At 28.0% G+C, this 25,982-nt stretch carries 16 protein-coding genes; 15 read left to right on the top strand and 1 reads right to left on the bottom strand.

Annotated features, from left to right (window positions below; genetic code table 11):
• The first annotated feature begins 2 nt into the window (after window positions 1–2).
• The 14 genes from J4863_RS03430 to J4863_RS03495 all read left to right on the top strand — a co-directional run bounded on the left by J4863_RS03430 (window position 3) and on the right by J4863_RS03495 (window position 20,475).
• Window positions 3–1,154, top strand: a complete 1,152-nt coding sequence (locus J4863_RS03430) for an ABC transporter permease (protein WP_211619065.1) — start codon at window positions 3–5, stop codon at window positions 1,152–1,154.
• The gene (locus J4863_RS03435) at window positions 1,155–1,940 is read left to right on the top strand and encodes an ABC transporter ATP-binding protein (protein WP_211619066.1); all 786 of its coding nucleotides are present in this window, start codon (window positions 1,155–1,157) and stop codon (window positions 1,938–1,940) included.
• 318 nt (window positions 1,941–2,258) lie between these two features.
• Window positions 2,259–3,557, top strand: a complete 1,299-nt coding sequence (locus tag J4863_RS03440) for an adenylosuccinate synthase (protein ID WP_211619067.1) — start codon at window positions 2,259–2,261, stop codon at window positions 3,555–3,557.
• Window positions 3,558–3,642: 85 nt separating this feature from the next.
• Complete coding sequence (locus tag J4863_RS03445; RefSeq protein ID WP_211619068.1) at window positions 3,643–4,131, top strand: hypothetical protein; 489 nt, start codon at window positions 3,643–3,645, stop codon at window positions 4,129–4,131.
• A gap of 264 nt (window positions 4,132–4,395) precedes the next feature.
• Window positions 4,396–5,838 (top strand): adenylosuccinate lyase, encoded by a 1,443-nt coding sequence (gene purB, locus J4863_RS03450; RefSeq protein ID WP_211619069.1) that lies wholly within the window; start codon window positions 4,396–4,398, stop codon window positions 5,836–5,838.
• 247 nt (window positions 5,839–6,085) lie between these two features.
• Window positions 6,086–7,375, top strand: a complete 1,290-nt coding sequence (locus J4863_RS03455) for a hypothetical protein (protein WP_211619070.1) — start codon at window positions 6,086–6,088, stop codon at window positions 7,373–7,375.
• Between the two features lie 181 nt (window positions 7,376–7,556).
• On the top strand, window positions 7,557–8,369 hold the full coding sequence (locus J4863_RS03460) for a lipopolysaccharide assembly protein LapB (RefSeq protein WP_211619071.1): 813 nt from the start codon (window positions 7,557–7,559) through the stop codon (window positions 8,367–8,369).
• A gap of 218 nt (window positions 8,370–8,587) precedes the next feature.
• Window positions 8,588–9,250 carry a sakacin A production response regulator gene (locus J4863_RS03465; protein ID WP_211619072.1) on the top strand — a complete coding sequence of 221 codons (663 nt, stop codon included), beginning with the start codon at window positions 8,588–8,590 and terminating at the stop codon, window positions 9,248–9,250.
• Window positions 9,251–9,476: 226 nt separating this feature from the next.
• Window positions 9,477–11,030 (top strand): DnaJ domain-containing protein, encoded by a 1,554-nt coding sequence (locus tag J4863_RS03470; protein WP_211619073.1) that lies wholly within the window; start codon window positions 9,477–9,479, stop codon window positions 11,028–11,030.
• Window positions 10,990–12,801: an Hsp70 family protein gene (locus tag J4863_RS03475; RefSeq protein WP_211619074.1), complete on the top strand. Its 1,812-nt coding sequence runs from the start codon at window positions 10,990–10,992 to the stop codon at window positions 12,799–12,801. The genes J4863_RS03470 and J4863_RS03475 overlap by 41 nt, the downstream gene beginning before the upstream one ends.
• Before the next feature lie 126 nt (window positions 12,802–12,927).
• Entirely contained in the window at window positions 12,928–13,905 is a 978-nt protein-coding gene (locus tag J4863_RS03480; RefSeq protein WP_211619075.1) for a YwqG family protein, read from the top strand.
• A gap of 93 nt (window positions 13,906–13,998) precedes the next feature.
• The gene (locus J4863_RS03485; protein WP_211619076.1) at window positions 13,999–17,244 is read left to right on the top strand and encodes a DKNYY domain-containing protein; all 3,246 of its coding nucleotides are present in this window, start codon (window positions 13,999–14,001) and stop codon (window positions 17,242–17,244) included.
• Window positions 17,245–17,298: 54 nt separating this feature from the next.
• On the top strand, window positions 17,299–18,720 hold the full coding sequence (locus J4863_RS03490) for a DKNYY domain-containing protein (RefSeq protein ID WP_211619077.1): 1,422 nt from the start codon (window positions 17,299–17,301) through the stop codon (window positions 18,718–18,720).
• 54 nt (window positions 18,721–18,774) lie between these two features.
• Entirely contained in the window at window positions 18,775–20,475 is a 1,701-nt protein-coding gene (locus tag J4863_RS03495) for an AAA family ATPase (RefSeq protein WP_211619078.1), read from the top strand.
• A 220-nt stretch (window positions 20,476–20,695) separates the two neighbouring features.
• On the opposite strand, the gene J4863_RS03500 is transcribed toward J4863_RS03495, so the two are convergent.
• Entirely contained in the window at window positions 20,696–21,415 is a 720-nt protein-coding gene (locus tag J4863_RS03500) for a YebC/PmpR family DNA-binding transcriptional regulator (protein WP_211619079.1), read from the bottom strand.
• Window positions 21,416–21,660: 245 nt separating this feature from the next.
• On the opposite strand from J4863_RS03500, the gene J4863_RS03505 reads away from it, so the two are divergent.
• Complete coding sequence (locus J4863_RS03505; RefSeq protein ID WP_211619080.1) at window positions 21,661–25,959, top strand: PolC-type DNA polymerase III; 4,299 nt, start codon at window positions 21,661–21,663, stop codon at window positions 25,957–25,959.
• The last annotated feature ends 23 nt before the right edge of the window (window positions 25,960–25,982 follow it).

Here is a 25,982-nt window from a genome sequence, read left to right on the forward strand (position 1 = left end):
TGATGAACGAATTATTAGTATTTATACAAAGTTTGCCTGAGGCTTTAAAAACAGGATTTATTTATTCAATTATGGTTATGGGAGTTTACATAACATATAAAATACTTGATTTCCCTGATATGTCAGTAGATGCGACATTTCCGTTAGGAGGATTTATATTTGCAGCGTTTTCTTTATCAAAAAATGGATTTTTTGGAATTACAAATCCGTTTATAGGACTTATTTTAGCAGTTATTGGTGGAATGATAGCAGGTTATTTAACAGGAGCGTTACATGTTTATTTAAAAATTAACGGATTATTATCTGGAATTTTAGTAATGACGGGATTTTACAGTATAAACTCTAGGATTGTCGGTGTTCCAAATGTGTTTATTTCATCAGAAAGAAATATTTTTGAGTTAATTTCTTATGAAAAAAGTTTTATTCCGTTTGTATTGGTAACTATAATTTTATTGGTTCTAAAAGGATTCTACGATTATCAAATAAAAGAAAACAAATATGTAATAAGAACAATGATTGTTTATGTAATTGCTACAATTGGACTTTTTGTTTATGTAGTAACAACAAAAGATATTAAATTAATGTTTGTTATAATTGTTGCATTTGCAATAAAAATGATTCTAGATTATATTTTAACTTCAAAATTCGGATTTGCGTTGAGAGCACTGGGAAATAATGAAGAGTTAGTGGTTAGTTTAGGTGTTAATGAAAAAAGATTGAAAATATTAGGATTGATGATATCTAATGGATTGGTTGCATTGTCAGGTGCATTGTTTGCACAAAATATGAAAGTTGCTGACTTGATTTCAGGGACAGGAACATTGGTAATTGGATTGGCAGCGATAATTCTTGGATTAGGAGTTTTGAAAAAATCAAGATTAATAAACGAAATTTCTATAATAACAATTGGTTCATTGATGTACTATTTCATAATAAATTTAGCTTTGATGTCAAACAGCTGGACAAAAAATCTATATCAAACGCTTAAATTCAATGATAGTTTAATTAGTACATTGGAAATCAAACCAACAGATGTTAAAATCATAACAGCAGTAATTTTAACAATTATTTTGTGGAATGAAACAGCTAAAAAATTGAAAAAAGGTAAGAAAAAAGCAAAAGCAATGAAAATTAAGAGAGGAGAAGGAAAATAAATGATAGAATTAAAAAATGTATATAAAACTTTCTTCTCAGAATTGGGAACTGAAAAACAAGTGTTTAAAGGATTGAATTTTACTATAGAGGATGGAGACTTTATTTCGATAATTGGAAGTAATGGAGCTGGTAAATCAACTTTATTAAATGTTTTGAATGGTTCTGTTGTTCCAGACAGTGGTGAGATAATCTTGAATGGTACGAATATCACAACCATTGAAAGACACAAAAGAGCAAAATGGATTTCACAAGTTTATCAAAATCCAACAGTGGGAACAGCGCCTTCAATGACAGTTTTAGAAAATTTATCAATGGCTAAAAATAAAGGGAAAAAATTCAATTTTACTTTTGGATTAGATACAAAAAATATAGGATATTACAAAGAACTGTTAGCAACAATAGGATTAGGGCTAGAAAAACAATTGTTTACTCAAGTTGGATTACTATCTGGAGGACAAAGACAATGTTTATCATTGATAATGGCTACTTTAAATCGTCCTGATATACTATTGTTAGATGAACATACAGCAGCACTTGATCCTCAAACTTCAGAAATTATTTTGGAAAAAACAAAAGAAGTAATTGAAAGAAATAATATTACAAGTTTGATGATAACTCATAATATGCAAGATGCGATAACTTATGGGAATAGATTGATTATGCTTCATGCAGGAGAAGTTATTTTCGATATAAAAGGTGAAGCAAAAAAACAATTGACAGTAGAAAAATTACTTGAAATGTTTAAGACAAAAGATGCGAAATTATCTGATAAAGATGTATTTTAGTGAGAATTTTTAATATTTTGAATAGAGAAAATAGAAAAAGCTATGCAAAAAAAGTTTTGTATAGCTTTTTTGTTTATTAACATAATTTCATTTTTTTTTCAATATTTTTAATTTTAAAAATTAAGATAAAATAATTTTTTTTTAGAAAAAGGCAATAAATAATTTAAAATTTTATAAAAAAAGGCTTGAAATACTAGAAAAATTTTCAAAAGTATAGTAAAATAAGAAGTAAAAGATTATTTCTAAAATTAAAAAGCTTTTTGGGAATTTGTTAAATTTTTTAATAGATTGTAGCTCTAAAAAATAGGAGGAAAAAATATGAAAAATAATACTTTTGTAATTGTAGGAACTCAGTGGGGAGATGAAGGAAAAGGGAAAATAATCGATGTCTTATCTCCAAAAGCAGACTATGTAGTTAGATTCCAAGGAGGAAATAATGCAGGACATACAGTTGTTGTAAATGATGAAAAATTTATTTTACATTTATTGCCATCTGGGATTATTAATTCAGCTGGGAAATGTATAATTGGTGCTGGAGTCGTTGTTGATATCGAGGTCTTGCTTAAAGAAATAGATGAGTTGGAAAAAAGAGGGAAAAAGCTTGATAATTTATTTATTGATGAAAGAGCTCATGTGATAATGCCTTATCACATTGAAATTGACAAGGCTAAAGAAGAAGCGATGGGTGAAAATAAGATTGGGACTACTCAAAGAGGGATTGGACCTTGCTACATTGATAAAATTGCTAGAAATGGAATTAGAATTGGAGATTTATTGGAGCCAGAAAGATTTAGAGATAAACTTACTTGGAATGTAAATGAAAAAAATGATATGTTAGTTAGATACGGTAAAGGAACTTTCAATTTGGAAGAACTTTATGATAAATTTATGAAACTTGCTGAAAAGATTAAATTTAGAATTATTGATGCAGTTGTGGAAATTAATGAAGGGATTGAAGAAGGAAAAGTTGTACTTTTTGAAGGGGCACAAGCGTTAATGCTTGATATTGATTATGGAACTTATCCTTATGTAACTTCGTCATCGCCAACATCTGGTGGAGTAACAGTAGGAACTGGGGTTGCACCGACAAAAATTTCAAGAGTGCTTGGAGTTATGAAAGCCTACACAACAAGAGTAGGAGAAGGACCTTTCCCTACAGAATTGGAAAATGAAGATGGAGAAACTTTGAGAAAAGTTGGACACGAATTTGGTGCTACAACTGGGCGTCCTAGAAGATGTGGATGGCTTGATTTAGTAATCGGAAAATATGCTGTGTTAATTGATGGATTGACAGATATTGTATTGACAAAATTAGATGTATTGACTGGATTTGAAAAAATAAAAGTTGCAGTTGGTTATGAAATTGATGGAAAAGTTTGTTACTCATATCCTGGAAACTTGAGAAAATCTAAAGATTTGAAAGTAATTTACGAAGAATTGGACGGATGGAACGAAGATATTACTCAAATAAAAAATTACGAAGATTTGCCTGAAAATTGTAAAAAATATATTGAATATATTGAAAATAAATTGAAATGCCGTGTTTCAATGATTTCAGTTGGACCTGAAAGAACTCAGAATATTTATAGATATGATTTGGGAGAGTTTGTAAAATAGAAATTTTTGAATTAATTGAAATCTATAAAAATATAAGAGAATAAAAGATATCTTTTGAAATTAACTTTAAAGAAAGGAATGATTAATGAAAAAATTATTATTAGTATTGATGTTAGTTATAGGAGGAATTTCATTTTCAGCTAAAGCACAAAATAGTAAAAAATCAAAAATTGATAAAACTGTGAGTGAAAGTGTTGCACAAAATTTATCTTTTGATACAATTACTTTAAAATTAGTTGGACAAGGATTATCGAAAGATGATGAAAATAAAATAGAATTAGAATATGAAAATTTTAAGGCAATTGGAAAAAATAAAAAAGTTTATACAGAAAAAGATTTTCAAGTAAATGGTAAAAAGCCAAAAATTATGATAAGTAAAATAGTTTCTACCAAAATGATAAGAAATTTTATTGAAAGTGATGAAAAAATACAAATAATTGGATTTTTAGACGAAACTAATGAAAGAGATAAAGGAATTAGATATAAACCATTTGATGTTAAATTTACTGAAAATCAAGATTGGGTAAAGAAAATTTATTTTAAAGACGGAACAATTTATATTTGGGATAATTAGTCAACAGAAAATTTTGTAAATAGAGATTTTGTTTATACAAAAAGGAATAATAAGTATAAATAAAATTATAATTAATTATTAGTTTTAGGAATTTTATCATATTCTTTTAAATTTCAAATAATAACATGTTGTGAAAATTGTTATCATAAAAATTTAAGAATAAAAAATAAAAAGTTTGATTGGGATAAATTAGGGACTGAATTTAATTGGGATTTAGGTTCAGAGTATAAATTTACAAAAAATAATAATTAGGAGGAATTAGAAATGGCAGATATGAGCATATATTCAAATCCGTTGGCGGAGAGATATTCAAGTAAGGAAATGTTGCATATTTTTTCACCAGAGTTTAAATTTAGAACTTGGAGAAAATTGTGGATAAATTTGGCAGAGGCGGAAAAAGAGCTTGGGCTTGATTTTATTACTGATGAACAAATTGAGGAACTAAAAAAATATAAAGATGATGTTGACTTTGAAGTTGCGGCTGAATTCGAGAAAAAATTGAGACATGATGTTATGGCTCATGTGCATACTTATGGGGAACAAGCTAAAAATGCAAGAAAAATTATTCATTTAGGAGCGACAAGTGCGTATGTAGGAGATAATACTGATTTGATTCAAATTAAGGAAGGGCTTTTAGTTATTAGAAAAAGACTGCTTGTCTTAATTGAAAAAATGAGAGATTTTGCGTTACAATACAAAGACTTGCCAACTTTAGGATTTACTCATTTCCAAGCGGCACAGCTTACTACTGTTGGAAAAAGATCGACTTTATGGCTTCATTCGTTGCTTCTTGATTTTGAAGAATTGGAATTTAGATTAGAAAACTTGAGATTTAGAGGAGTTAAAGGGACTACTGGGACTCAGGCTAGTTTTAAAGAATTGTTTGAAGGAGATTTTGAAAAAGTAAAACAGTTGGATGAATTGGTTACTACAAAAGCTGGATTTGGTAAAAAACAAGGTGTTTCAGGACAAACTTACGATAGAAAAGTGGACGCACAAATCTTGAATTTATTGTCAAATATTGCTCAATCTTCTCACAAATTTACAAACGATTTTAGATTGTTGCAACATTTGAAAGAATTGGAAGAACCATTTGAAAAAAATCAAATTGGGTCAAGTGCGATGGCATACAAGAGAAATCCAATGAGAAGTGAAAGAATTTCATCACTTGCAAAATATGTAATTTCAAGCTCACAAACAGGTGCGTTAGTTTTTGCAACGCAATGGTTTGAAAGAACATTGGATGATTCTGCAAGTAAGAGATTGTCTATTCCACAAGCATTCTTGGCGGTTGATGCAATTTTAATTATTTGGCTTAACATTATGGATGGAGTTGTTGTTTATCCAAAAGTAATTGAAGCTAATATTCAAAAGGAATTGCCGTTTATGGCGACTGAAAATATTATTATGGAATCAGTTAAAAAAGGAATGGACAGACAAGAAGTTCACGAAATTATTAGAGAACTTTCAATGGAAGAAACAAAAGAAATTAAATTAAATGGAAATCCTAACAGATTAATTGATAGAATTATAAAAGACGGTAGATTGGGACTTAAAGCAGAAGATATGGAAGGAATCTTAGTTTCTGCTAATTACACTGGATTTGCTGGACAACAAACTGAAGATTTCGTTAAGAATGAGATTGATCCGATTTTGGATAAGTATAAGGATGAGATCGTTGAGGATAGGGAAGAATTGAGAGTTTAATCTAGGAAAATTTCTAAAAAATTAATGACTTGAATAAAAATTTGATTATTAACTTATAAATTGTATTAAATTGTGTCTTGAATTTTTGTATTTTAAAAGTTTTGGGCACAATTTAATTATGAAGAAAAGAATATTTCAGTGCAGATGGAAGCCACAGAATAAAGTATGTAATATAAGTAACTAAAATTTGGTTAATTTATACCAGAATAGTTTTGAAATAATTTGACAAAACTAGGAGGAGTTTTTTGTGAATAAGAATTTAAGCGAGTTTGAAAACAAATTGCCTAGTGTATTAGAATACGATACACAGCAGCTTTTGGATTATTATTATGGAAGTCCAGAAAAAATGAAGATTGCAGAAGTATTTTCTGAATTTTTGATAGAAAAAGGAATAAAAGTAGAATTGAAGGAAATAGGAGAATATCAGTATATTCATGAGATTGAAACTGGATATTACTTATTACCTTTATTTGTCGGGGGTGGAACTACTGATAAAAAAATGTCAGTGAGCATTAATATTCATCTTTTTCACGAAAAATATTTTCCTGAAGGAATGAAAAATTGGAATGGATCTCAAATGAACCTTAATTATAAAGATTCCTTGATACAGGCTTTTGAAAATTGGTTCAATTATGACAGACTGAACTATTTAAAGTTAATAAATCCTGATAAAACAGATTTGAGAAGAATAGAAATTAATGGAAAGAAAAAAATCATTGTTTCTGGAAATATAAAAACAATATATAACTATGACGAAGAAAAATATCAAGGAAAAGAAAGTGAAGAAAATTTTTTGTCAAATATATTTTCACTTATTAAAGAAAAAATTTCATTAAAAGATTCTAAGATTGATATTTCTCTTTTAAAATATCCATACAATAATTATGGCAGCTATCTTGAAGAATTTGATAAAGGTGATTTTTATGTAGATTGCAGTATAGATGATAATCGTTTATACCGTAATGAATTAAATCCAGAAGGAAATACTGAACTTTATTACAGAGAAATTCTAAAGAACTGGAAGGATTATGAATATAGTAAAAGTCAAACATTTTTCGTACTTGACAATAAATTCGAGAAAAGTGAGTGGTTAAAAATACCAGAATTTGAATTTTTGCCTAAAATTAAGCTAAAATATGTTGAAAAACCTTCTTGGAAAAAAATGGAAGAAAATTTTGGTAATTTGAAGGAAATGGATAGAGGACACGAGGGAGATTTTGCCTTTACGATGGCTGAAGTTTTGTTTGATAAAATGATACATTGTGGTTATAATGTCAGATTAATGGATGATTGGGTGTATGATTTTGATAATGAGTGCTATTTACTTCCTTTGCTGTCAACGAAAGACTATAAAACTATTCCGCACGATGATATTTATCAGGTTGTTACTACGATTCAAGTCCATAATAAAAAATATTTTCCAGAAGGGAAATTATATATTCAAAAACTGATAGGCGAACCGCTTTATGATGCAATTTGGATAAATTATAGAAATTGGATAAATAATGATTATAAAAAGTTGTGTAAAAGTATTTAAGTAAAAAAATAAAATTTTAAAAAGTATTAAATATAAGTAATCAGAATTAGAAAAAATGAAGGGTTAATGGCACTCAAGGAAAAAAGAGAAGTTAAGTTATAAAAAAAGAAATAGATATTGAGATTCGTAATAAACTATTCGAGATGGATGTTAGTGTATTACAGTTTAAGGAGACTATACAATGAAAAGTAAAATATTATTAATTTTTTCAATTTTTATACTTTCTTTTAATGTTTTTTCAAATTCAAATCCAAATTCTAATGAGAAATTTAAATTGGCAAAATCATATTTGGAACAGAAAGAATATGTCAAAGCTGAAAAAATATATTTGGAATTGGCTAAAAAGAAAGATGTTCATGCGATATATAATTTAGGTTATCTTTATATGGAGCAAGGAAAAATAATAGAAGGCGAAAAGTATTATAAAAAGGCTGCTGATATGGGATATGATGATGCGATGTTTAATTTAGCAATGTTTTATGATAGACAAAAGAATTATGATAAAGAGAAATTTTATTTAGAAAAATTGGCTGCAAAAAATCAAAATGATGCAATATTTCAATTGGCAATTATTTACAGGCAAGAAGGAAATTATCAGAAGGCTGATGAACTTTATAATCGATTATTGAAAGAAAAATATCAAGAAAGCGAAGTTTTCTATAATTTAGGAGTTTCTTGCTACTATCAAAAAAAATACGATGAAGCAGAAAAATATTTTTTGAAGGCAATAGAACTTGGAAATAACGATGATCCTGAATATAATTTAGGAATTTTATATAAAGTTCAAGGAAAATTCGCACAAGCTAAAAAATATTTGATACCGCTTGCTCAAAAAGGTAAAGTAGATGCGATGATGAATGTGGGAGCAATTTATCGAGATGAAAAAGATTATAGCAATGCTAAAAAGTATTATAAAATGGCAATGGATAGAGGTTCACGAGAAGCGGAAGTAGAATATAATACTATATTGATATTGGAAGAACATGGTTTTTAAATATTAACTTATAAATTGTATTAAATTGTGTCTTAAATTTTTGATATTTCAAAAGTTTTTGGCACATTTTATTTTTTATAAGGAAATAAAATTCGTATTTTTTAAAGGTTTAAAATGATTTGGGTATATTTGATACTTTAAAAGTAAGAAAAATATTTAAAAAATATTCTGGAAATATGGTATAATTTCATAAAAAACTGAAAAAAGGGATGATCAATATGACAAAAAAATTTAACTACAAACCATTAATTGAATACACAAATTATGAAGGGAAAAAATATGTAAAACCTGAAAAAGCTGGAGATTTAAAAGAAGATATGGAACTTTTTAGAAAAAATGGACAAAATGCTAGAAAAGTTTTTACGGAAATTGCAAAGGCTTTGGAAGAAAAGACAGATGGATTTCATTTGCAGAAAGTTAGTAGCTGGATGAATCAGGCTCAGATTGCAAGACCTTATCTTTGGGTGTTTTTGCGACAAGATGGGGATAGTGATACTGAATCAGGGATTGCTTTGAGAGTTTTTAAAAATGAGAAGACTAAGAAAATTGGGATTTCGCTTGAAGTGAGTTTTGTTGAAAGAAAAATTGGGGAAAATACGCTTGAAAATCAGAATAAAGTTTTGGAAGTTCCGATTAATGAACCGCTTTATTATTTTGTGCAATTTGCGAAAAGTAAGGAAAACTGTGCTTTGGATAGATTTGAAGGAAATGAAAAAAATAGAGAGAAATTTCTTAAAAATTTGGAAAATGGGGAAATCAGGAAAGTTTTGGTTAAGTTTGATGTGGAAGAGATTGAAAGATTTGAGAGTTTGGATGAGCTTGTTGAGGAATTTTTGGAAGGAATTAGATTACTTATGCCGTTTTATGTTGTTACTCACTAACTAGTAAAATTATTTAAATTTAAAGGGATTTACTACTATTGAATAAAAGACTAAAAAATTTGTTGTAAAATAAATAAAAGATTATTTTTATATTAGACTTGTTCAATAACTATATAAATTTAGGATTTGACAAAATAAATATTTTAAAACTAGAGGTTATTCCTTGTAAACTTAGGTTATCGAACATATCTATTCTATTATTTGAGAAAAATTGGGAGTGATGATTTTGAATTTTGATGAAGCGTTTAAAATACTGGAAATAGAACCGACAGATGATAAAAAGAAAATAAAAATTGCATATTCTAAAATATTAAAAAAATATCATCCTGAGGAGTTTCCTGAGATGTTTATGAAGATTAATGAAGCGTATAGAGTTGTTTTGGAGTTTGAAAAATTTGATTTTGATGAAGTGAAATCAGAGAGTGAGACGGCTGAGAAAAATGATGAAGATACAGAGTTTTTTGAAAGAGTGAAAAAGGATTTTGAAGAAAATAAAGAAAACTCTTTTTTTGGAAATTTTGAAGATATTTTTTCTGAAGAAAAGAATGAAAATAAATTTGAGAATATTTTTTCTAATAAAAACAATTATGAGAATGAAAAAACTTTTGAAAAAAATAAAGAGAAAAAAGAGAATACAAATAATTTTGAAAAAAAAGAAGAACAGAAAAAATCAATATCTGAGTGGTTGGAGCAATTTAGAAAACTTATTTTTTCAGAAAATCGTCCACTATATGAGTACGATGTACTTTTGTCTGAATATCATTATAATTTTGATGAATTTGAGAAGAGGCAAATTAGGGAAATTTTGAGGAAAAATAACGATTGGACCAATATAACTGATATTGAAAAAAAACTTTTGATTTATAATCTTGGTGATTCTAATGAACAAAATAACATTGTTTTAGAAATTTTAGGAAAAAATCAAAGAAATTCTAAAATGGATAATAAAATTTTAGATGAAATTGCAAAAGAAATTAAGAGTAAAAATATTTGGCAAAATGAAAAAGGATATGACATGTTTATCCAAAATTACTTAAATGTTATGGTTTTTAAGGTCTTTGGAATAAATATTGCGTTGTATCCTTTTGATGTAGTAGGCAAAGATAAAAATATTTTTAAATATATGTTGCGTAGAATCGGAATGCATATGATAAAAGATGAATATGAAAGTAAAATTAAAAGTTCGTATCGCAAAATTAATAATTCTATGAAAAGTTTTAATAACAGAAATGATGAAAACTCAAAAAATAATTTTAAATTTGTAATGATGGTAATGAGTTCAATAATGATGGTATTATATTTGATTGTGATAAGTTGCTTGAAATTTTTAGCTTGGATGGCAGCGGTATTAGTAATAATTTATGTTATTTATATATTTAAAAATGTGGCGATGATAGGAATTATTTTATTTACGATTATAGATTGGATTAATATTGCGAATGAAAAAGATTTTAAATGGAGTAAAAAATACGGAATATCTAGTTATCTGTCTATTTTATTAATTAGCGGAATAATTTTGATAGGGAAAATTATTCAGACTAGTGATGAAACATCAATAAATTTAGGCTATATGCCTTATTTGAAATTAATATTACAATATATATTTTTTAATGCAATTATAATCACAAAAATGATTGTAACTACAAATATTAGATATAATCGATTAAAAGATTTTTCAAAACAAGTATTAAATACATTAGATGTATTTGTCTTAAAAAAATATCAAGGAGGAAATAAAAATGGGAAGAATGATTGGAATAGATCTGGGGACAACAAATAGTTTAGCTACATATATTGATGATAATGGAGAAATACGATTTGTGAAAAATGAGTATGGAAATATTTTAATTCCGTCTGTTGTGGGAATTGATGAAAATAATGAGATAACTGTAGGAGAATTGGCGAAAGAGAGAAGGATGATGAACTCTGGAGCAACTGCAAGTAATTTTAAAAGAAAAATGGGAACAAGTGCGAGAATCAAAATAAAAGATAAAGTTTTTGATGCACAAATGCTTTCTTCGATTGTGTTGAAACATTTGAAGGAAAATGCAGAAAGACAGTTGAATGAAAAAATAGATAGAGCAATTATCAGTGTTCCAGCGTATTTTAATGATAAACAGAGAAAAGATACAAAAATAGCGGCAGAATTGGCAGGAATTACAGTAGAAAGACTTATAAATGAACCAACGGCTGCTGCTTTGTCACTAGGAAGTTATATTTTAGATAAAAATTTAAAATTTTTGGTGCTTGATTTGGGTGGTGGGACATTTGATGTTACTTTGCTCGAAACATTTGAAAATATTATGGAAGTGATTTCTATAAGCGGGGATACGATGCTTGGCGGGGAAGATTTTACTACAAAAATATGCGAAATTTTTTTGAGAAATATTCAGAAATCTGTATTGGATTTGAGTCGTGATGAAAGAGTAAAATTGTACACGAAGGCTGATAGAGCAAAAAAATTAATAAGTATAAAAGATGTAGAAATAGAAATGAAAATTGGAGAAACAAATTATAAAACGAAAATTACTCAGAAGGAATTTAGAGAAGCAGTGAAACCGTTACTTGTGAAAATAAAAAATGCGATAGACAAAGCATTGCAAGACGGAAATACGAGTGCTCACGAAATAGAAAAAGTAATTTTAGTTGGTGGAGGTGTAAAACTAGGTATTATTGAAGAGTTTGTAGAGAAATATTTTAACAAAATGCGTGGAGAAAATACATATTTAGATAGTACAAATTTTGTTGATGGAAAAAAACTTGTATCAATAGTTCAAAATCCAGATACGGTTGTGGCTTATGGAGTTGGAGTGACTGTTGGAATGAAGGAGAGAAATAAGGCGTTTAAGGAAAGAATTTTGACAGATGTGTGTCCATTTACGCTCGGAATTGAAGTAATTGGGGAAAGATTTGCGCCAATTATTTCTCGAAATGCAACAGTTCCTACAAGCAGATCCCAATTTTTTTCTACGACAGAAGATGATCAGACAGTGATAAGAATTGCGATTTATCAAGGAGAAAGTTTAAATATAGCTGAAAATTTATTTTTGGGAGATTTTGAAATAAATGTTCCAAAAAATTTGGCTGGGCGTGAAAATGTTGAAGTGAGATTTACTTATGATATAAATGGTATTTTGGAAGTGGAAGCAACTGCATTGAGTACAGGAGAAAAGAGAAATAAACTTATTATCAATGGAGAAATGTCAGAAGAGGAAAAAAATGAAAGAATTAAAATCTTGGAAGAATTGAAAATTCAATCAGAAAATCAATACAAAGATAAGTTGCTAATAGAAAGAGCAAATAGGATTTTTTCTGAAATTGTAAATATGGAAATCCGTAATCGTATTTCGTCTTATTTAGACAACTATAGTTTGATTGTTCGTACAGGTGATAAAATCAGCATTCAAAAGGCTAAAAGAGAATTTACCAATTTTCTTGATAAAATTGATCCTGAAATGAATGATTTAGGAATTGATGATATTTTGTTAGATATTAATGAGAATGAAGATGAAGAAATTATGGAAGAAGATGAACTGGAATTTTGGAATTAAAAAATGATTCTTAATTATGAAGAAAAATAATTAAATATTGAAATTTTAATAATTTTGAAATTACAAAAAATGAGGTAAAATATATTAAGAAAAAATAAAAATATTTAAAAAGAGGGAGTAATAAAAATGTCAAATTTGAATAAAGAAATTGTTAATGAGATTTTAGAAAGAATAAAAGGGGATTTTTTGCAAGAAATTAAAGAAAATAATGTGGAACTTAATATTAAGCCACTTCGTCATGCAAAACTTTTGGATAGAGAAGAAATTTCTTTGACGGAGAGTAAAGTGGGAGGATTTCCGTATATTCCGATTGGAGAAAGAGCACCGATGTTTTATGATGAGTTTTCAGATTGTGAAGATGATGAGGATGACGATGAAGATGGAAATGAAACAATGGCTCTGTTTGCTCAAATTAATTGCGAGGATTTAAAAGGACTTGAAAATTTTCCTGAAAAGGGGCTTATTCAAATTTATATGCAAGGGGATACAGATTTTGAAGTTTATAATGAAGATGACTTGAAAGTAATCTATTATGAAAATATCGGAGAACATTATAGTGAAGAAGAATTGAAGGAGATTTATAATCCAAAATTTGATTGTGGAGATTTTCCTTTTGGAGAAACGCTTGGAAGAGAGATTGGGTATGCATTGGAATTTTCTTCGATGTATAATATTTCAGAGATAAGTGAGGAAAAGCAGGAAAAATATCTTGAGACAACTTTGGAAAAAATGAATTTAAAATTGTCGGAAAAAGAAAAGGAAGATATATTTTTAAAGGTAGAAGATGACATATTCTATAATTTTAAATGGAATGAGTATATTGACAAAAATATGGAAATAGTAGATGAAAAGGCGTGTGGAATTGATTCAAGAACGCATTGTGGCGGATATCCTGATTTTTTTCAAGGATATGACCCTAGAGAAAAGGAAGGAGAAAAAGAAAAATACGATACGGTTCTTTTTCAGTTAGGAAGTGATTTGTCTAAAGATGGAGATTGGCGAGCTTTAATTTTTGATGCTGGATTTGTGAACTTTTTTATTAATAGTGAAAAATTGAAAAATAAAGATTTTTCAGATATTTTTGTTGATGTTCAATGTGGTTAATATTTTTGAATTACAAGGGAAATAATAGCATTTATCAAAAAGGATTTAGATAAATCTAACATTAAAATGAAAAATTAAAAATAAGGAGCGAATATGAAAACAAAAAATCTATTAAAAATATTGATTTTATTTATTTTAGCGGGAACTATCGCAAATGCTGAGTATTTTAAGGAAAATGGAGAAGTTTATTATAAAATGCCATATTTTGAAATTAAGTCGAAAGTGAAAGGTGCGGATGCGAAGACTTTGGAGAATGTTGGAGAAGACAATATGGAAATGGCTGGCTTTTTTGGAAAAGATAGCACGAATGCTTATTTCATTGGGAAAAAGATAAAAGATGTTTCACCTAAAGGATTTGAGATTTTGGATGCCAAATATGTAAAAGATGATAAAAACTTGTACAAATTTGAAACTGATTCGCTTTCTTATTTTTCAAGTAATGAAATAAAAACGAAAAAAGTTTCGATTGATGGACTTGATGTGAAAAGTTTTAAGGTTTTAGAGAATAATAAAGATTCCTACTTTGACTATTATGTAGATAAAAGCAATGTTTATATTGATAAAGATAATTTGGAAAAAATAACAGGAGCGGATAGAAATTCTTTTGAAATTTTAGGGTATTCTATTGCTAGAGATAAAAATAATGTCTATAATAAAGGGGAAAAATTAGGAAATATAGATATTGCGAGTTTTAAATATTTTGATAATTGGATAGCGAAAGATAAGAATAGAGTTTTTTATATGGATGAGCGTAAAGATATTAAAAATGTGGATGCGAAGACTTTTGAAAGAATGGGAGAGAGTTACTATTTTAGGGATAAAAATAATGTTTTTGCTTTAAAAAATGATTATTCTGACTCTAATTATAATTGGGTTTTGGAAATGTCGAAAAATATTGATAGAAGTAGTTTTGATATTTTGAATACTGAATTTGGGAAAGATAAAAATGGCGTTTACTATTTTGGAGAAAAAATAGATGGAATTTCTTCGAATAATGCTAAAGTTGTTGAAGAATTAGGAGATTACGATTATATTTTTCAAAGTGGCAATGATCATTACTTGGTGACTGTAAATGAAGGAAATTCATATGACAAGTCAGATGATAATACAAAAGAAAAATTTAAAATAAAGAAAATAAATGGTTTGAATATTGATTATGACACATTTAAATATTTTGAAATGTACGATTTGTATAAAGATAAAAATAATTTTTATTATCATTCAGATAATGACTTAAAAAAAATTAAAAGTGGCATTGATGTTAAAAGTGCTGAAAAAATAATTGAATTGCGTGATTTTATAAAGGATAAAAATAATATTTATTATTTTTCTGATGGAAAACTTGAGAAAGTTAATTTGAAAATTGATGTAAATAATTTGGAATATTTGGATGATGGAAATTCTGTTTTTAGTAGTTATTTGAGAGATGGGAAAAATGTTTACTTTGTGAATGATGAAGATGGGAAAATAAAAATTGTGAAAAATGTTGATAAAAACACATTTAAAGTTGTAAACGGAAATTATGGAGTGGATAGTAAAAATGTTTATTACTTGGGAGAAAAACTGGCTTTTGTAGGATTAGATGGTCTTAAAATCTTTAACGAGGGTTATTTGAAAGATAAGAAAAATGTTTATGAAATTTCTGTAAATGATAATGATGAAGTGAAAGTAAAACCGATTAAAAATCTTAATATTGATGTGGCAACTTTTGAAGATATTTTCGGTGGATTAAGTTACAAAGATAAAAATGCTGTTTATTATGCAGAAGATAATGATGGAGATGTTTCTTTAAAAATACTGCAAGGAGCAGATCCGGCTACATTTGAGTTTGGAATTATTTCAAAAGATAAAAATAGTATTTTTATTGGAAATCAAAAGTTGGAAGGCGTGAGTTCTAAAGGGTTTGAAATATTGGATGATATGTTTAATTTTGTGAAAGATTATAAGAATGTTTACTATTTGGATAGAGAAAGTGATGGAATTAATGAAATTACTTATAAAGTGAAAGTTTTAGATACAAAAGGAGTTGACATTCCAAGTTTAGAATTTTTTGGAGATTCTTATAACAAATATTTTAAAGATAAAGATAATATATATTTTTTGAATGATAAAGATAATAAAATGGAATTTGAAAAATTGGCTGGTGCGAATCCGAAAACATTTGAAATTGTTGACGATTATTTTGCAAGAGATGATAAAAATCTTTATATTTTTGAGTACAAAGTGGATGGAATTGATCCAAAGACATTTGAAGCATTGAACTATGAAATGATAAAAGATAAAAATGGAGTGTACTTTTTGGAAAATATTTCAGAAGAAAATGAAAATTCAGAAATAAAAACTAAAAAGTTGAACTTAAAAGGATTGGATTTGAGAAGTTTTAAAAAAGTTAATGATAGCGATTATTATTTTAAAGATAAAAATAGTATTTACTACGAGGATTCTGGAAATTTACATAAAATAGAAAATGCTGACTTAAAAACATTCAAAGACTTGGATTATAATTTTGCGAAAGATAAAAATAATATTTATTATAAAAATAAAAAATTGGATGGAATCGATGCTGCAAGTTTTGAAAAAATAGTATTTAATTTTATAAAGGATAAAAACAGACTTTATAAAATTGACGAAGATGAAGAAAAAAATGAGATAAAATTAATTCCAATCAACGAAAAAGTCAATCTTGAAAATTTTGAAGAAATAGGCGGAAATTATTATAAAGACGATAAAAATCTTTATTATTTTGAAGAAAATGAGTTTAAGAAAATAGATGGATCAGATCCAAATTCATTTGAATATGACAACGAAAATTATACTTTTATTGCAAAAGACAAAAATAATGTTTACTTTGACGGAGAAAAAGTGAAAGGAATAGATGTTAAGAGTGCTGAAGGAATAGACGGGCTTTGGATAAAAGATAAAAATAGTGTGTTTTATCGAGGGAAGAAATTGGAGAAAATCAGTTCAAATAACTTTAACTATTTTGATGGCGGAATGTCGTATGATATAATTTTAGTTGACAAAAACGGAGCTTACAAATTGTTGGAAAATGAAAATCAAAAAGATAAAATAATTCCACTTGATAGCAAAAATATTGACTTAAAAACTCTTGAAAGAATTGAATCTCCAATGGATAGTTCTAATTATTTTAAAGATAAAAATGGAGTTTATTTTTTGAATGGAGAAAAATTCGTGAAAATAAATGGAGCGGATATAGATACTTTTGAAGTGACAATGAGTGGAAAATATGGGAAAGATAAGAATAATGTTTATTTTGAAGGGAAGAAAATGGAAGGGGAGAATCCGAAGAAGTTTGAGGAGGAGATGGAGATTAAATAATAGGAATTGCTTTGTTTGAATTGCTAAATTTTGGAATAAAAAAGGAGAGTTATTGTGAACATTAAAAGATATTTGTTAAAAATTCTGCTTTTGTTTGTTTTGGTAGGGAGTGTTGCGAATGCAGATATTCTTGTGGTGCCTTTTTATGAAATTCATGAAAATAGTGTGTACTATAGAACAGAAAATGGATTAGAAAAGTTGCAAAATGCAGATGCGAAAACTTTTGAAATTTTTAAAGAAAGCAAATCTTTTGGAAGGGATAAAAATAATGTTTACTATTTGGGAGATAAACTGAATAAAATAGATCCAAAAACTTTTGAAGTAGTTGAAGGATACTATATTACAATGTTCAAAGATAAAAATGGAATTTATACTTTTGGAAAAAATTATGATAAATTAAAAATTATAAATTTTAAAGAAAATGGGATTGATATAGATTTTAATGATTTTAAAGTAATTTCAAGTGAAAATCCAACCATTTATAGAAATAAGAATGATGTTTATTTCCAAAAAGGCGGGAAAATTTATCCAATAAAAAATGTGGATGCGAAAACTTTTGAAAAAATAAACGGTCGTAGTTATCTTGATAATAAATATTATCGAGATAAAAATGATGTCTACTATTTTTCTAGTGACAAAATATTGAAACTAGAAAATGCAGATAGAAACAGTGTTAATGAATTAAGTAAAAATATTTTAAGAGATAAAAATAATGTCTATTTTGAAAATCAACAAATAAAAGGTTTGGATGTTAATAGTTTTAAAGTTATTTATGAAAATAGAATATCAGAACCTGAAAATTTGATAAAAGATAAAAATGGTGTCTATTATATTGATGAAAATAAAAAAACTTTAATAAAATTTAAAAATAATGAGATAGATATAGAAAGTTTTGGAATAGCAAATAAAATGTTGGATGATTATTTCAAGGATAAAAATAATGTCTATTATTTGGAGGATTATAAACTTCATAGGTTAGATGATTTGGATATTGAGACTTATCAAAATATTTTTATGACAAGATACAAAAAGGATAAAAACAATTTGTACTTTAAATGGAAAAAAGTGAAAGGTGTTAATCCTGACAATATTGAAATAATTGAAAATGATTTTATAAAAATAAAAAATATATTATATAAAATTTCTAATTTTGAAGGAAAAGAAGCTGAAATAGAACCTTTATCAGTTGATGCAGATACTTTTGAAAAAATTGACAATAATTACTATAGAGACAAGAATAATATTTATTTCTATAAAGATGGAAATTTGCAAAAATTAAAAAATACGAATGTTAAAAATTTTAAAATGTTGAAAGAAAGTTCTGATTTTGGAAAAGCTCAAAGTAACATTTATTACAAAGGATATAAATTAGAGCAAGTAGATAAAGATAGTTTTGAAATACTAGACGAAGCTTATGACGGTTCTATAGTAAAAGATAAAAATAGTAAATATTATCATGGAGAAAGAATTAAGTAAAAATAGATATTAAAATTATTCAGATAACAAAATAAGAAGAAAGGAGAACCCGATATGAAGAACAGCAAAAAAACAAAACTGCCAATCGGAGTATCTAATTTTAAAGACATTATTGAAAAAAATTACTATTATTTTGATAAAACAAAATTTATAGAAAATATTTTAGAAGATGGCTCTCAGGTGAAGTTGTTTACTCGTCCTAGAAGATTTGGAAAAACATTGAATATGTCGATGTTAAAGTACTTTTTTGATGTTAAGAATAAAGATGAGAATAGGAAACTGTTTGAAGGGTTGAATATTTCTAAAAGTGAGTATTTTGACATGCAAGGGAATTTTCCTGTGATTTCGGTTTCGTTTAAGAAATATCAGGAAAAAGATTGGAAAAATGGATTTGATATGATTAAAGATATTATTTCTGGCTTGTATGATGAATTTGAGTTTGTGAAGGAAAAACTTAGCACAAGAAAAAAGAAAAAGTTTGATTCAATTTTGATGGAGGAAGCTAATCTTGCTAATTGGAAAAATTCGTTGGCAGATTTATCAAATTATTTGTATGATTTTTATGGAAAAAAAGTGATTGTTTTAATAGATGAATATGACCAGCCGATAATAAATTCCTATATTGAGGGATATTACGATGAAACTATTGATTTTTTCAAAAGTTTTTATGGATCTGTTTTGAAGGATAACGAATATCTTGAAATGGGAGTTATGACTGGGATTTTGAGGGTTGCCAAGGAAAATATTTTTTCTGGGTTGAATAATATTAAAGTTCACAGTATTCTTAATGAACGATTTACAGAATACTTCGGAGTTTTAGAAAATGAAGTTGAAACTTCTTTAAAAGATTTTGGATTAGAGTATGACTTATCAGATGTTCAAAAATGGTACAATGGTTACTTATTTGGTGAAACGAAAGTTTACAATCCATGGTCGATTATTAATTTTTTAGACGAGAAAAAATTAGGAGCTTATTGGGTAAATACGAGTGAAAATAGTTTGATTAAATTGTATTTACAAAAAATGAAGAAAGAAATATTTGATGATTTTTCTAAACTTTTAAATGAAGAGAATATTTCAAAAATTATCAATGATAATGTGACTTTCGGAAATTTAGAAGCTAATTTTGAGAAAAATTTTTGGAATTTATTTTTTCACAGTGGTTATTTGACTCTAGCAGAAAAATATGATGCAATGAAGAAAGTTGTCAGTGTAAAAATTCCCAATAAAGAAATTTTAGAAATGTTTTCGGATATGTTTATTGAAGTATATTTTAAAAATACTGGAATTTTTTTGGATATGACTGATGCACTTACAAATGGCGATATTTCAAATTTCAAAAAATATCTAAAAGAAATTTTATTGGAAAATACTGGAATATTTGATGTGAGTGGAACTTACAAAGAGCAATTTTATCACGGATTGATGTTAGGATTGATTTTAATTTTGAAAAATGAATACGAAATTACATCGAATAATTTTGCGGGAAAAGGAAGATATGATTTACTTTTAAAACCTAAAAATATTTTGGAAGGAAAAGAAGGAATTATTATTGAATTGAAAATTGTTAATGGGACAGAAAATTTAAGTAATGATAAAATTCATGAAAAACTTGAAAAGGAATGTGAAGTTGCGTTAAATCAAATTGATGAGAAAGGATATAGTTCTGTTTTGAAAAATGCTGGGATTGAGAAAGTCTTGAAAATTGGGATTGCATTTTTGGGGAAAGAATTTGAGGTGAAGTTTGAAAAATAGTTAAAAAATACAATATTATTGCTTTTCATAAAAAAATGTTGTATAATTAATTTAATAAATGAAATAAAAAACTTATATTCATTGTTAAAAAAAGGCCAGTTTAAAGAGAGTTTCAAGACTCTCTTTATTTAGTATTAATTTTTATAAAATGTTGTATTATTTAAGGAATAGGAAACAAATATATGTTAAATAAAAAAGAGGCCCAAAACCTCTTTTTTTCTTATAATTCTCCAGCATAATTGTGATGAACTTTTTGTACATCGTCGTCATTTTCTAGAGTATCAATTAATTTTTTCAATTTTTGTAAATCTTCTTCTCCTAAAGATTCTACTTCGATAGATGGTAAATATTGAATATCTGCTTCTAATAACTCATATCCAGCGTTTCTTAACGCATCAGCTACAGCATCAAAATTTGCAGTTTCAGTTGTGATGTAGAAACTATCTTCTAAAGTTTCCATATCTTCCATTCCAGCTTCAAGAGCAACTTCCATCAATGCTTCTTCGTCAATTGCGTCAGTTTTTTCTATAATGATTTCACCTTTTCTTCCAAACATATATGAAACTGATCCAGAAACTCCAAGATTTCCACCATTTCTATCAAAAGCCATTTTTACAGATGAAGCTGTTCTGTTTTTGTTATCAGTAAGAGCTTCAACGATAATTGCAACTCCTGCAGGTCCATATCCTTCATAGTTTAATGTTTCAAAAGCTGTTGAACCATCAGTTCCCGCTCCTTTTTTTATTGCTCTGTTAATGTTGTCATTAGGCATATTTATCGCTTTTGCTTTTTCAATAGCATGTTTTAATGCTACGTTAAATTCTGGATTTTCTCCACCTCTTGCAGCAACTGTAATCAATCTAACAAGTTTAGTGAATGAAGCAGCTCTTTTTTTATCTTGTGCTTCTTTACGTCCAGCTATTGTACCATGTCTTCCCATAATAATCCTCCATAAATTTTTTTACGAATAATTATAGCATATTTTTTTTTACAAAGTAAAGTATTTTTTGAACTTCGTACCCTTGTTTTTAACGAAAAAGAAATAAAAAAGTGAAAAATGTCAATTTTATTTGAGCTAAGAATTTTCTAGAAATAAAATGTTGTAATAAGAGTAAAAGTTTTGTATAATAAAATGTGGAAAAAATTTTTTAATGTTTTGGATAAAAATGTAAAAAGGGAGGAAAAATGGCAAGGTACATGAAAATAAAACCGGCGGATAATTTTTTAGACAAATACAGTATGAAAAGTTTTGAGATAGATAGCCTTAGTGTGTATTCTGAGAAAAAAATAATTGAACTGCATTTGAAGATAAATAATTATAACGCAGATAGGGAGATTGAGGATTTGAGGAAACTTTTGTATAAAAGTTTTGGTAATGGATTGACGTTGAGAGTGGAATATGATATTAAGCCTGAACTTATTAAAGATAATGTAATTGGATATGTGAAATTTAATATTGAAAATTATAAGTTTGAGAGTGAGAGATATCGATATTTATTTGCAAATTATGAAGTGGATAATATTGAAAAGGTACTTTATATTAAGTTACCAGCCGAGCATATGGTAGAAGAAGTGAAAAAATCTCCAATTGTTAATAGATTGAGTAGTAAAATTTCGGAAGTGTTTGCTGATGAAGAGAGAAAAGTTGAATTGACGACTGGAGATTTTGAGGAATTGAGAAAAAATTTGGCGGAACATTTTAATAATCTTGAAAAACCAGTTGAAGCTAAAGATATTCCAAAACCTGTGACTTCAAATCAAAATCAATCAAAAACTACAACTTCATACAATAAAAATAAATATAGATCAAACACTGAGGATAGAAAAGCCAGTCCTTTTAGTGCTCTTGAATATTTGAATGCTGGAGAGGATGTGGCATTAGAAGGGAAAATATTTGGATTAGAGATAAAGAAAACTAAAAATGGAAATTTGATGTATGATTTTCTGATTACAGATTATAGTGATTCAATAAGTTGTAGAATTTTTTTGAAACCAGATGAAGACTTGGAAATAAAAGTTGGAGATTGGGTAAAAGTAATTGGTATTTTTGAGGCGGATAGATTTACGCAAGAATATATAATTAATACAAAAAGAGTGGATAAGATTCCTTCAAAAGATGTAAAAAGAGTGGATAATGCTGAGAAAAAAAGGATTGAGTTACATGCACATACAAATATGAGTGAAATGAGTGGAGTTATGTCTGCTAAAGATTTAGCAAAAAGGGCAAAAGAATTTGGTCATAGTGCAGTGGCAGTTACTGATTTTGGAGTAGTTCATTCGTATCCATTTGCGTATAAGGAAGCGACTGAAGATTTTAAGATAATCTTTGGAATAGAGGCTTATGTTGTAGATGATGAGCAAGAAATGATTACGAAGCCAAAAGATATTAATATTGAAGAAGAGACTTATGTTGTGTTCGATTTGGAAACGACAGGATTGGATCCTTTTAAGGATAAAATAATCGAAATTGGTGCAGTTAAACTGAAAGGTAACCAAATAATTGATGATTTTTCTGTTTTTGTAAATCCTGAAATTCCGATACCAGAGAATATTACAAAATTGACAAGTATCACAGATGAAATGGTAAAAGATGCTGAAACAGTTGAAGTTGTATTGCCAAAATTTTTAGAATTTTGTGGAGATTCGACTGTTGTAGCTCATAATGCGAAGTTTGATGTTGGATTTGTGAATCAAAAAGCAAAAGGATTGGGGTTAGATTATTCGCCAAGTGTTATTGATACTTTACATTGGGCTAGAATATTGTTGCCAGATCAAAAAAGATTTGGATTGAAAAATATTGCCAATTATTTTAAAATTTCATTGGAAAATCACCATAGAGCGGTCGATGATGCAAAGGCAACTGCTGAAATGTTTCAGAAATTTTTAAATATGGTACTTGGTCGTAAAATATTGAAATTATCAGAAATAAATACAACTTTACAAACAAATATCCAAAATGCAGATACTCAAAATACAATGATTTTAGTAAAAAATCAAGCTGGATTAAAAACATTATATGAATTAGTTTCAAAATCTCATATTGAATTTTTTGGAAATAGAAAACCAAGAATTCCAAAAACATTATTAAACGAAATGAGAGAAAACCTGTTGTTAGCGAGTTCAGCTTCTATTGTGTTTCAAAATAGTGGAGAATTGGCGAGATTATATCTTCGTGGAACAGAAAAAGAAGATATTGAGGAAAAAGCTAAATTTTACGATTATATAGAAATTTATCCATTATCGAATTATGTAGATGCAGTTGAAACTGGGGAAATAGACAATATAGAAGTAATTAAAGAGATGAATCAATATTTTTATGAATTAGGTAAAAAGTTAGGAAAAATTGTGGTTGCTACAGGAGATTGTCATTATCTTGAAGAACGAGAAGCTATTAATAGAAGTGTTTTAGTATTAGGAAGTGGAATGGGAAGAAGACAGTTTTCTTATGATAAGAAACTTTTCTTTAAAACAACTGATGAAATGTTGAAGGAATTTGACTATTTTGGAGAAGATATTGCTTATGAAGTAGTTGTTGCAAATACTAATAAGATTAATGATATGATTGAGCATGTAAGACCGATTCCAACAGGATTTTATCCTCCGAAGATTGATGGAGCAGAAGATCAGGTTAGAGAAATGTCTTATAGGAGATTGGAAGAGCTTTATGGTGAGGATATTCCAGATCATTTGAAAGAAAGAGTTGAAAAAGAGTTAAATTCGATTATTGGAAACGGATTTGCAGTATTGTATTTGATTGCACAAAAATTGGTGAATAAATCAGTTGAAGCCGGATATTTAGTTGGTTCAAGAGGTTCGGTTGGATCTTCCATTGTTGCATATTTGATGGGAATTACCGAAGTTAATGGACTTTATCCTCATTATCGTTGTCCAAAATGTAAACACACAGAATTTATGATGGTTGAAGGAAGTGGAGTCGATTATCCTGATAAAGATTGTCCAAAATGTGGTACAAAATACATAAAAGACGGTCATGCGATACCATTTGAAGTATTTATGGGATTCAATGGAGATAAAGTTCCAGATATTGATTTGAACTTTTCTGGAGAATATCAATCAAAAATTCATAAGTATACTGAAGAATTGTTTGGTTCAGATAATGTATTTAGGGCGGGAACAATTTCTACTTTGGCTGAGCGAAATGCGTTTGGTTATGTGAAGAAATATTTTGAAGAAGTAGAAGGAACGCCAGAAATTAGCAAGAGAAAAGCGGAAATTACAAGAATTGCAAAAGGTTGTGAAGGTGCTAGAAAAACTACTGGACAGCATCCAGGTGGAATGATAGTAGTTCCACACGATAAATCAATTTACGATTTTTGTCCTGTACAAAGACCTGCAAATGATATGACTTCTACTTCAAAAACAACACATTTTGATTATCACGTAATGGACGAACAATTGGTAAAATTAGATATATTAGGACACGATGATCCAACAACATTAAGAATATTACAGGATTTGACAGGTGTTGATATATACACAATACCACTTGATGATAAAGAGGTAATGAGTTTATTTAGTGGTACTGAAGCCTTAGGAGTAACTGCAAAAGATATTGGCTCACCAACTGGAACATCGGGAATACCTGAGTTTGGAACATCTTTTGTAAAACAAATGTTAGTTGATACAAAACCAAAAACATTTGCGGAATTAGTAAGAATATCAGGACTTTCACATGGAACGGATGTTTGGTTAAATAATGCTCAAGATTATGTGCGAAGTGGGACTGCGACATTAAGTGAAATTATAACAGTTCGGGATGATATTATGAATAAACTTATTGATGATGGTTTGGATAAATCGTTAGCATTTAGTATAATGGAGTTTGTCAGAAAAGGTCAGCCTACGAAAAATAGAGAAAAATGGATTGAATACTCGACTAAAATGAAAGAACACGGCGTTCAGCAATGGTATATTGACTCATGTGAAAAGATAAAATATATGTTCCCAAAAGGACATGCTGTAGCATACGTAATGATGGCAGTTAGAATTGCTTATTTCAAAGTTCATTATCCAATTGAATTTTATACAGCATTTTTAAATAGAAAAGTTAGTGATTTCAAAATGACAATGATGTTTAAACCTGTTGACGACTTGAAAAAAGCTAAACTTGAAATGGATAAAAAAGGTAATTTGAATCCAAAAGAAAAACAAGAGCTATTTTTGTATGAGATTTTGATTGAAATGCATTACAGAGGAATTGAGTTAGAGCAAATAGATATTTATAAATCGGAAGCAAAATCATTTAAAATTGAAGATGGTAAAATTAGAATGCCATTGATTGCAATGGATGGTCTTGGAGAAGCAGTTGCAATAAATGTGGTAGAGGAAAGAGAAAAAGGAGAATTTTTATCATTGGCAGACTTAACGAAGAGAACAAAATTAAATAAAACAGTTGTAGAATTATTAAAAGAAAATAAATGTATACCTGAATTATCAGCAACGAATCAGCAAACATTGTTTTAGCAACTAGAGATTTAGGAAAGGAA

Source organism: Leptotrichia sp. oral taxon 221 (assembly GCF_018128245.1).
Classification (GTDB): Bacteria; Fusobacteriota; Fusobacteriia; order Fusobacteriales; family Leptotrichiaceae; genus JABCPH02.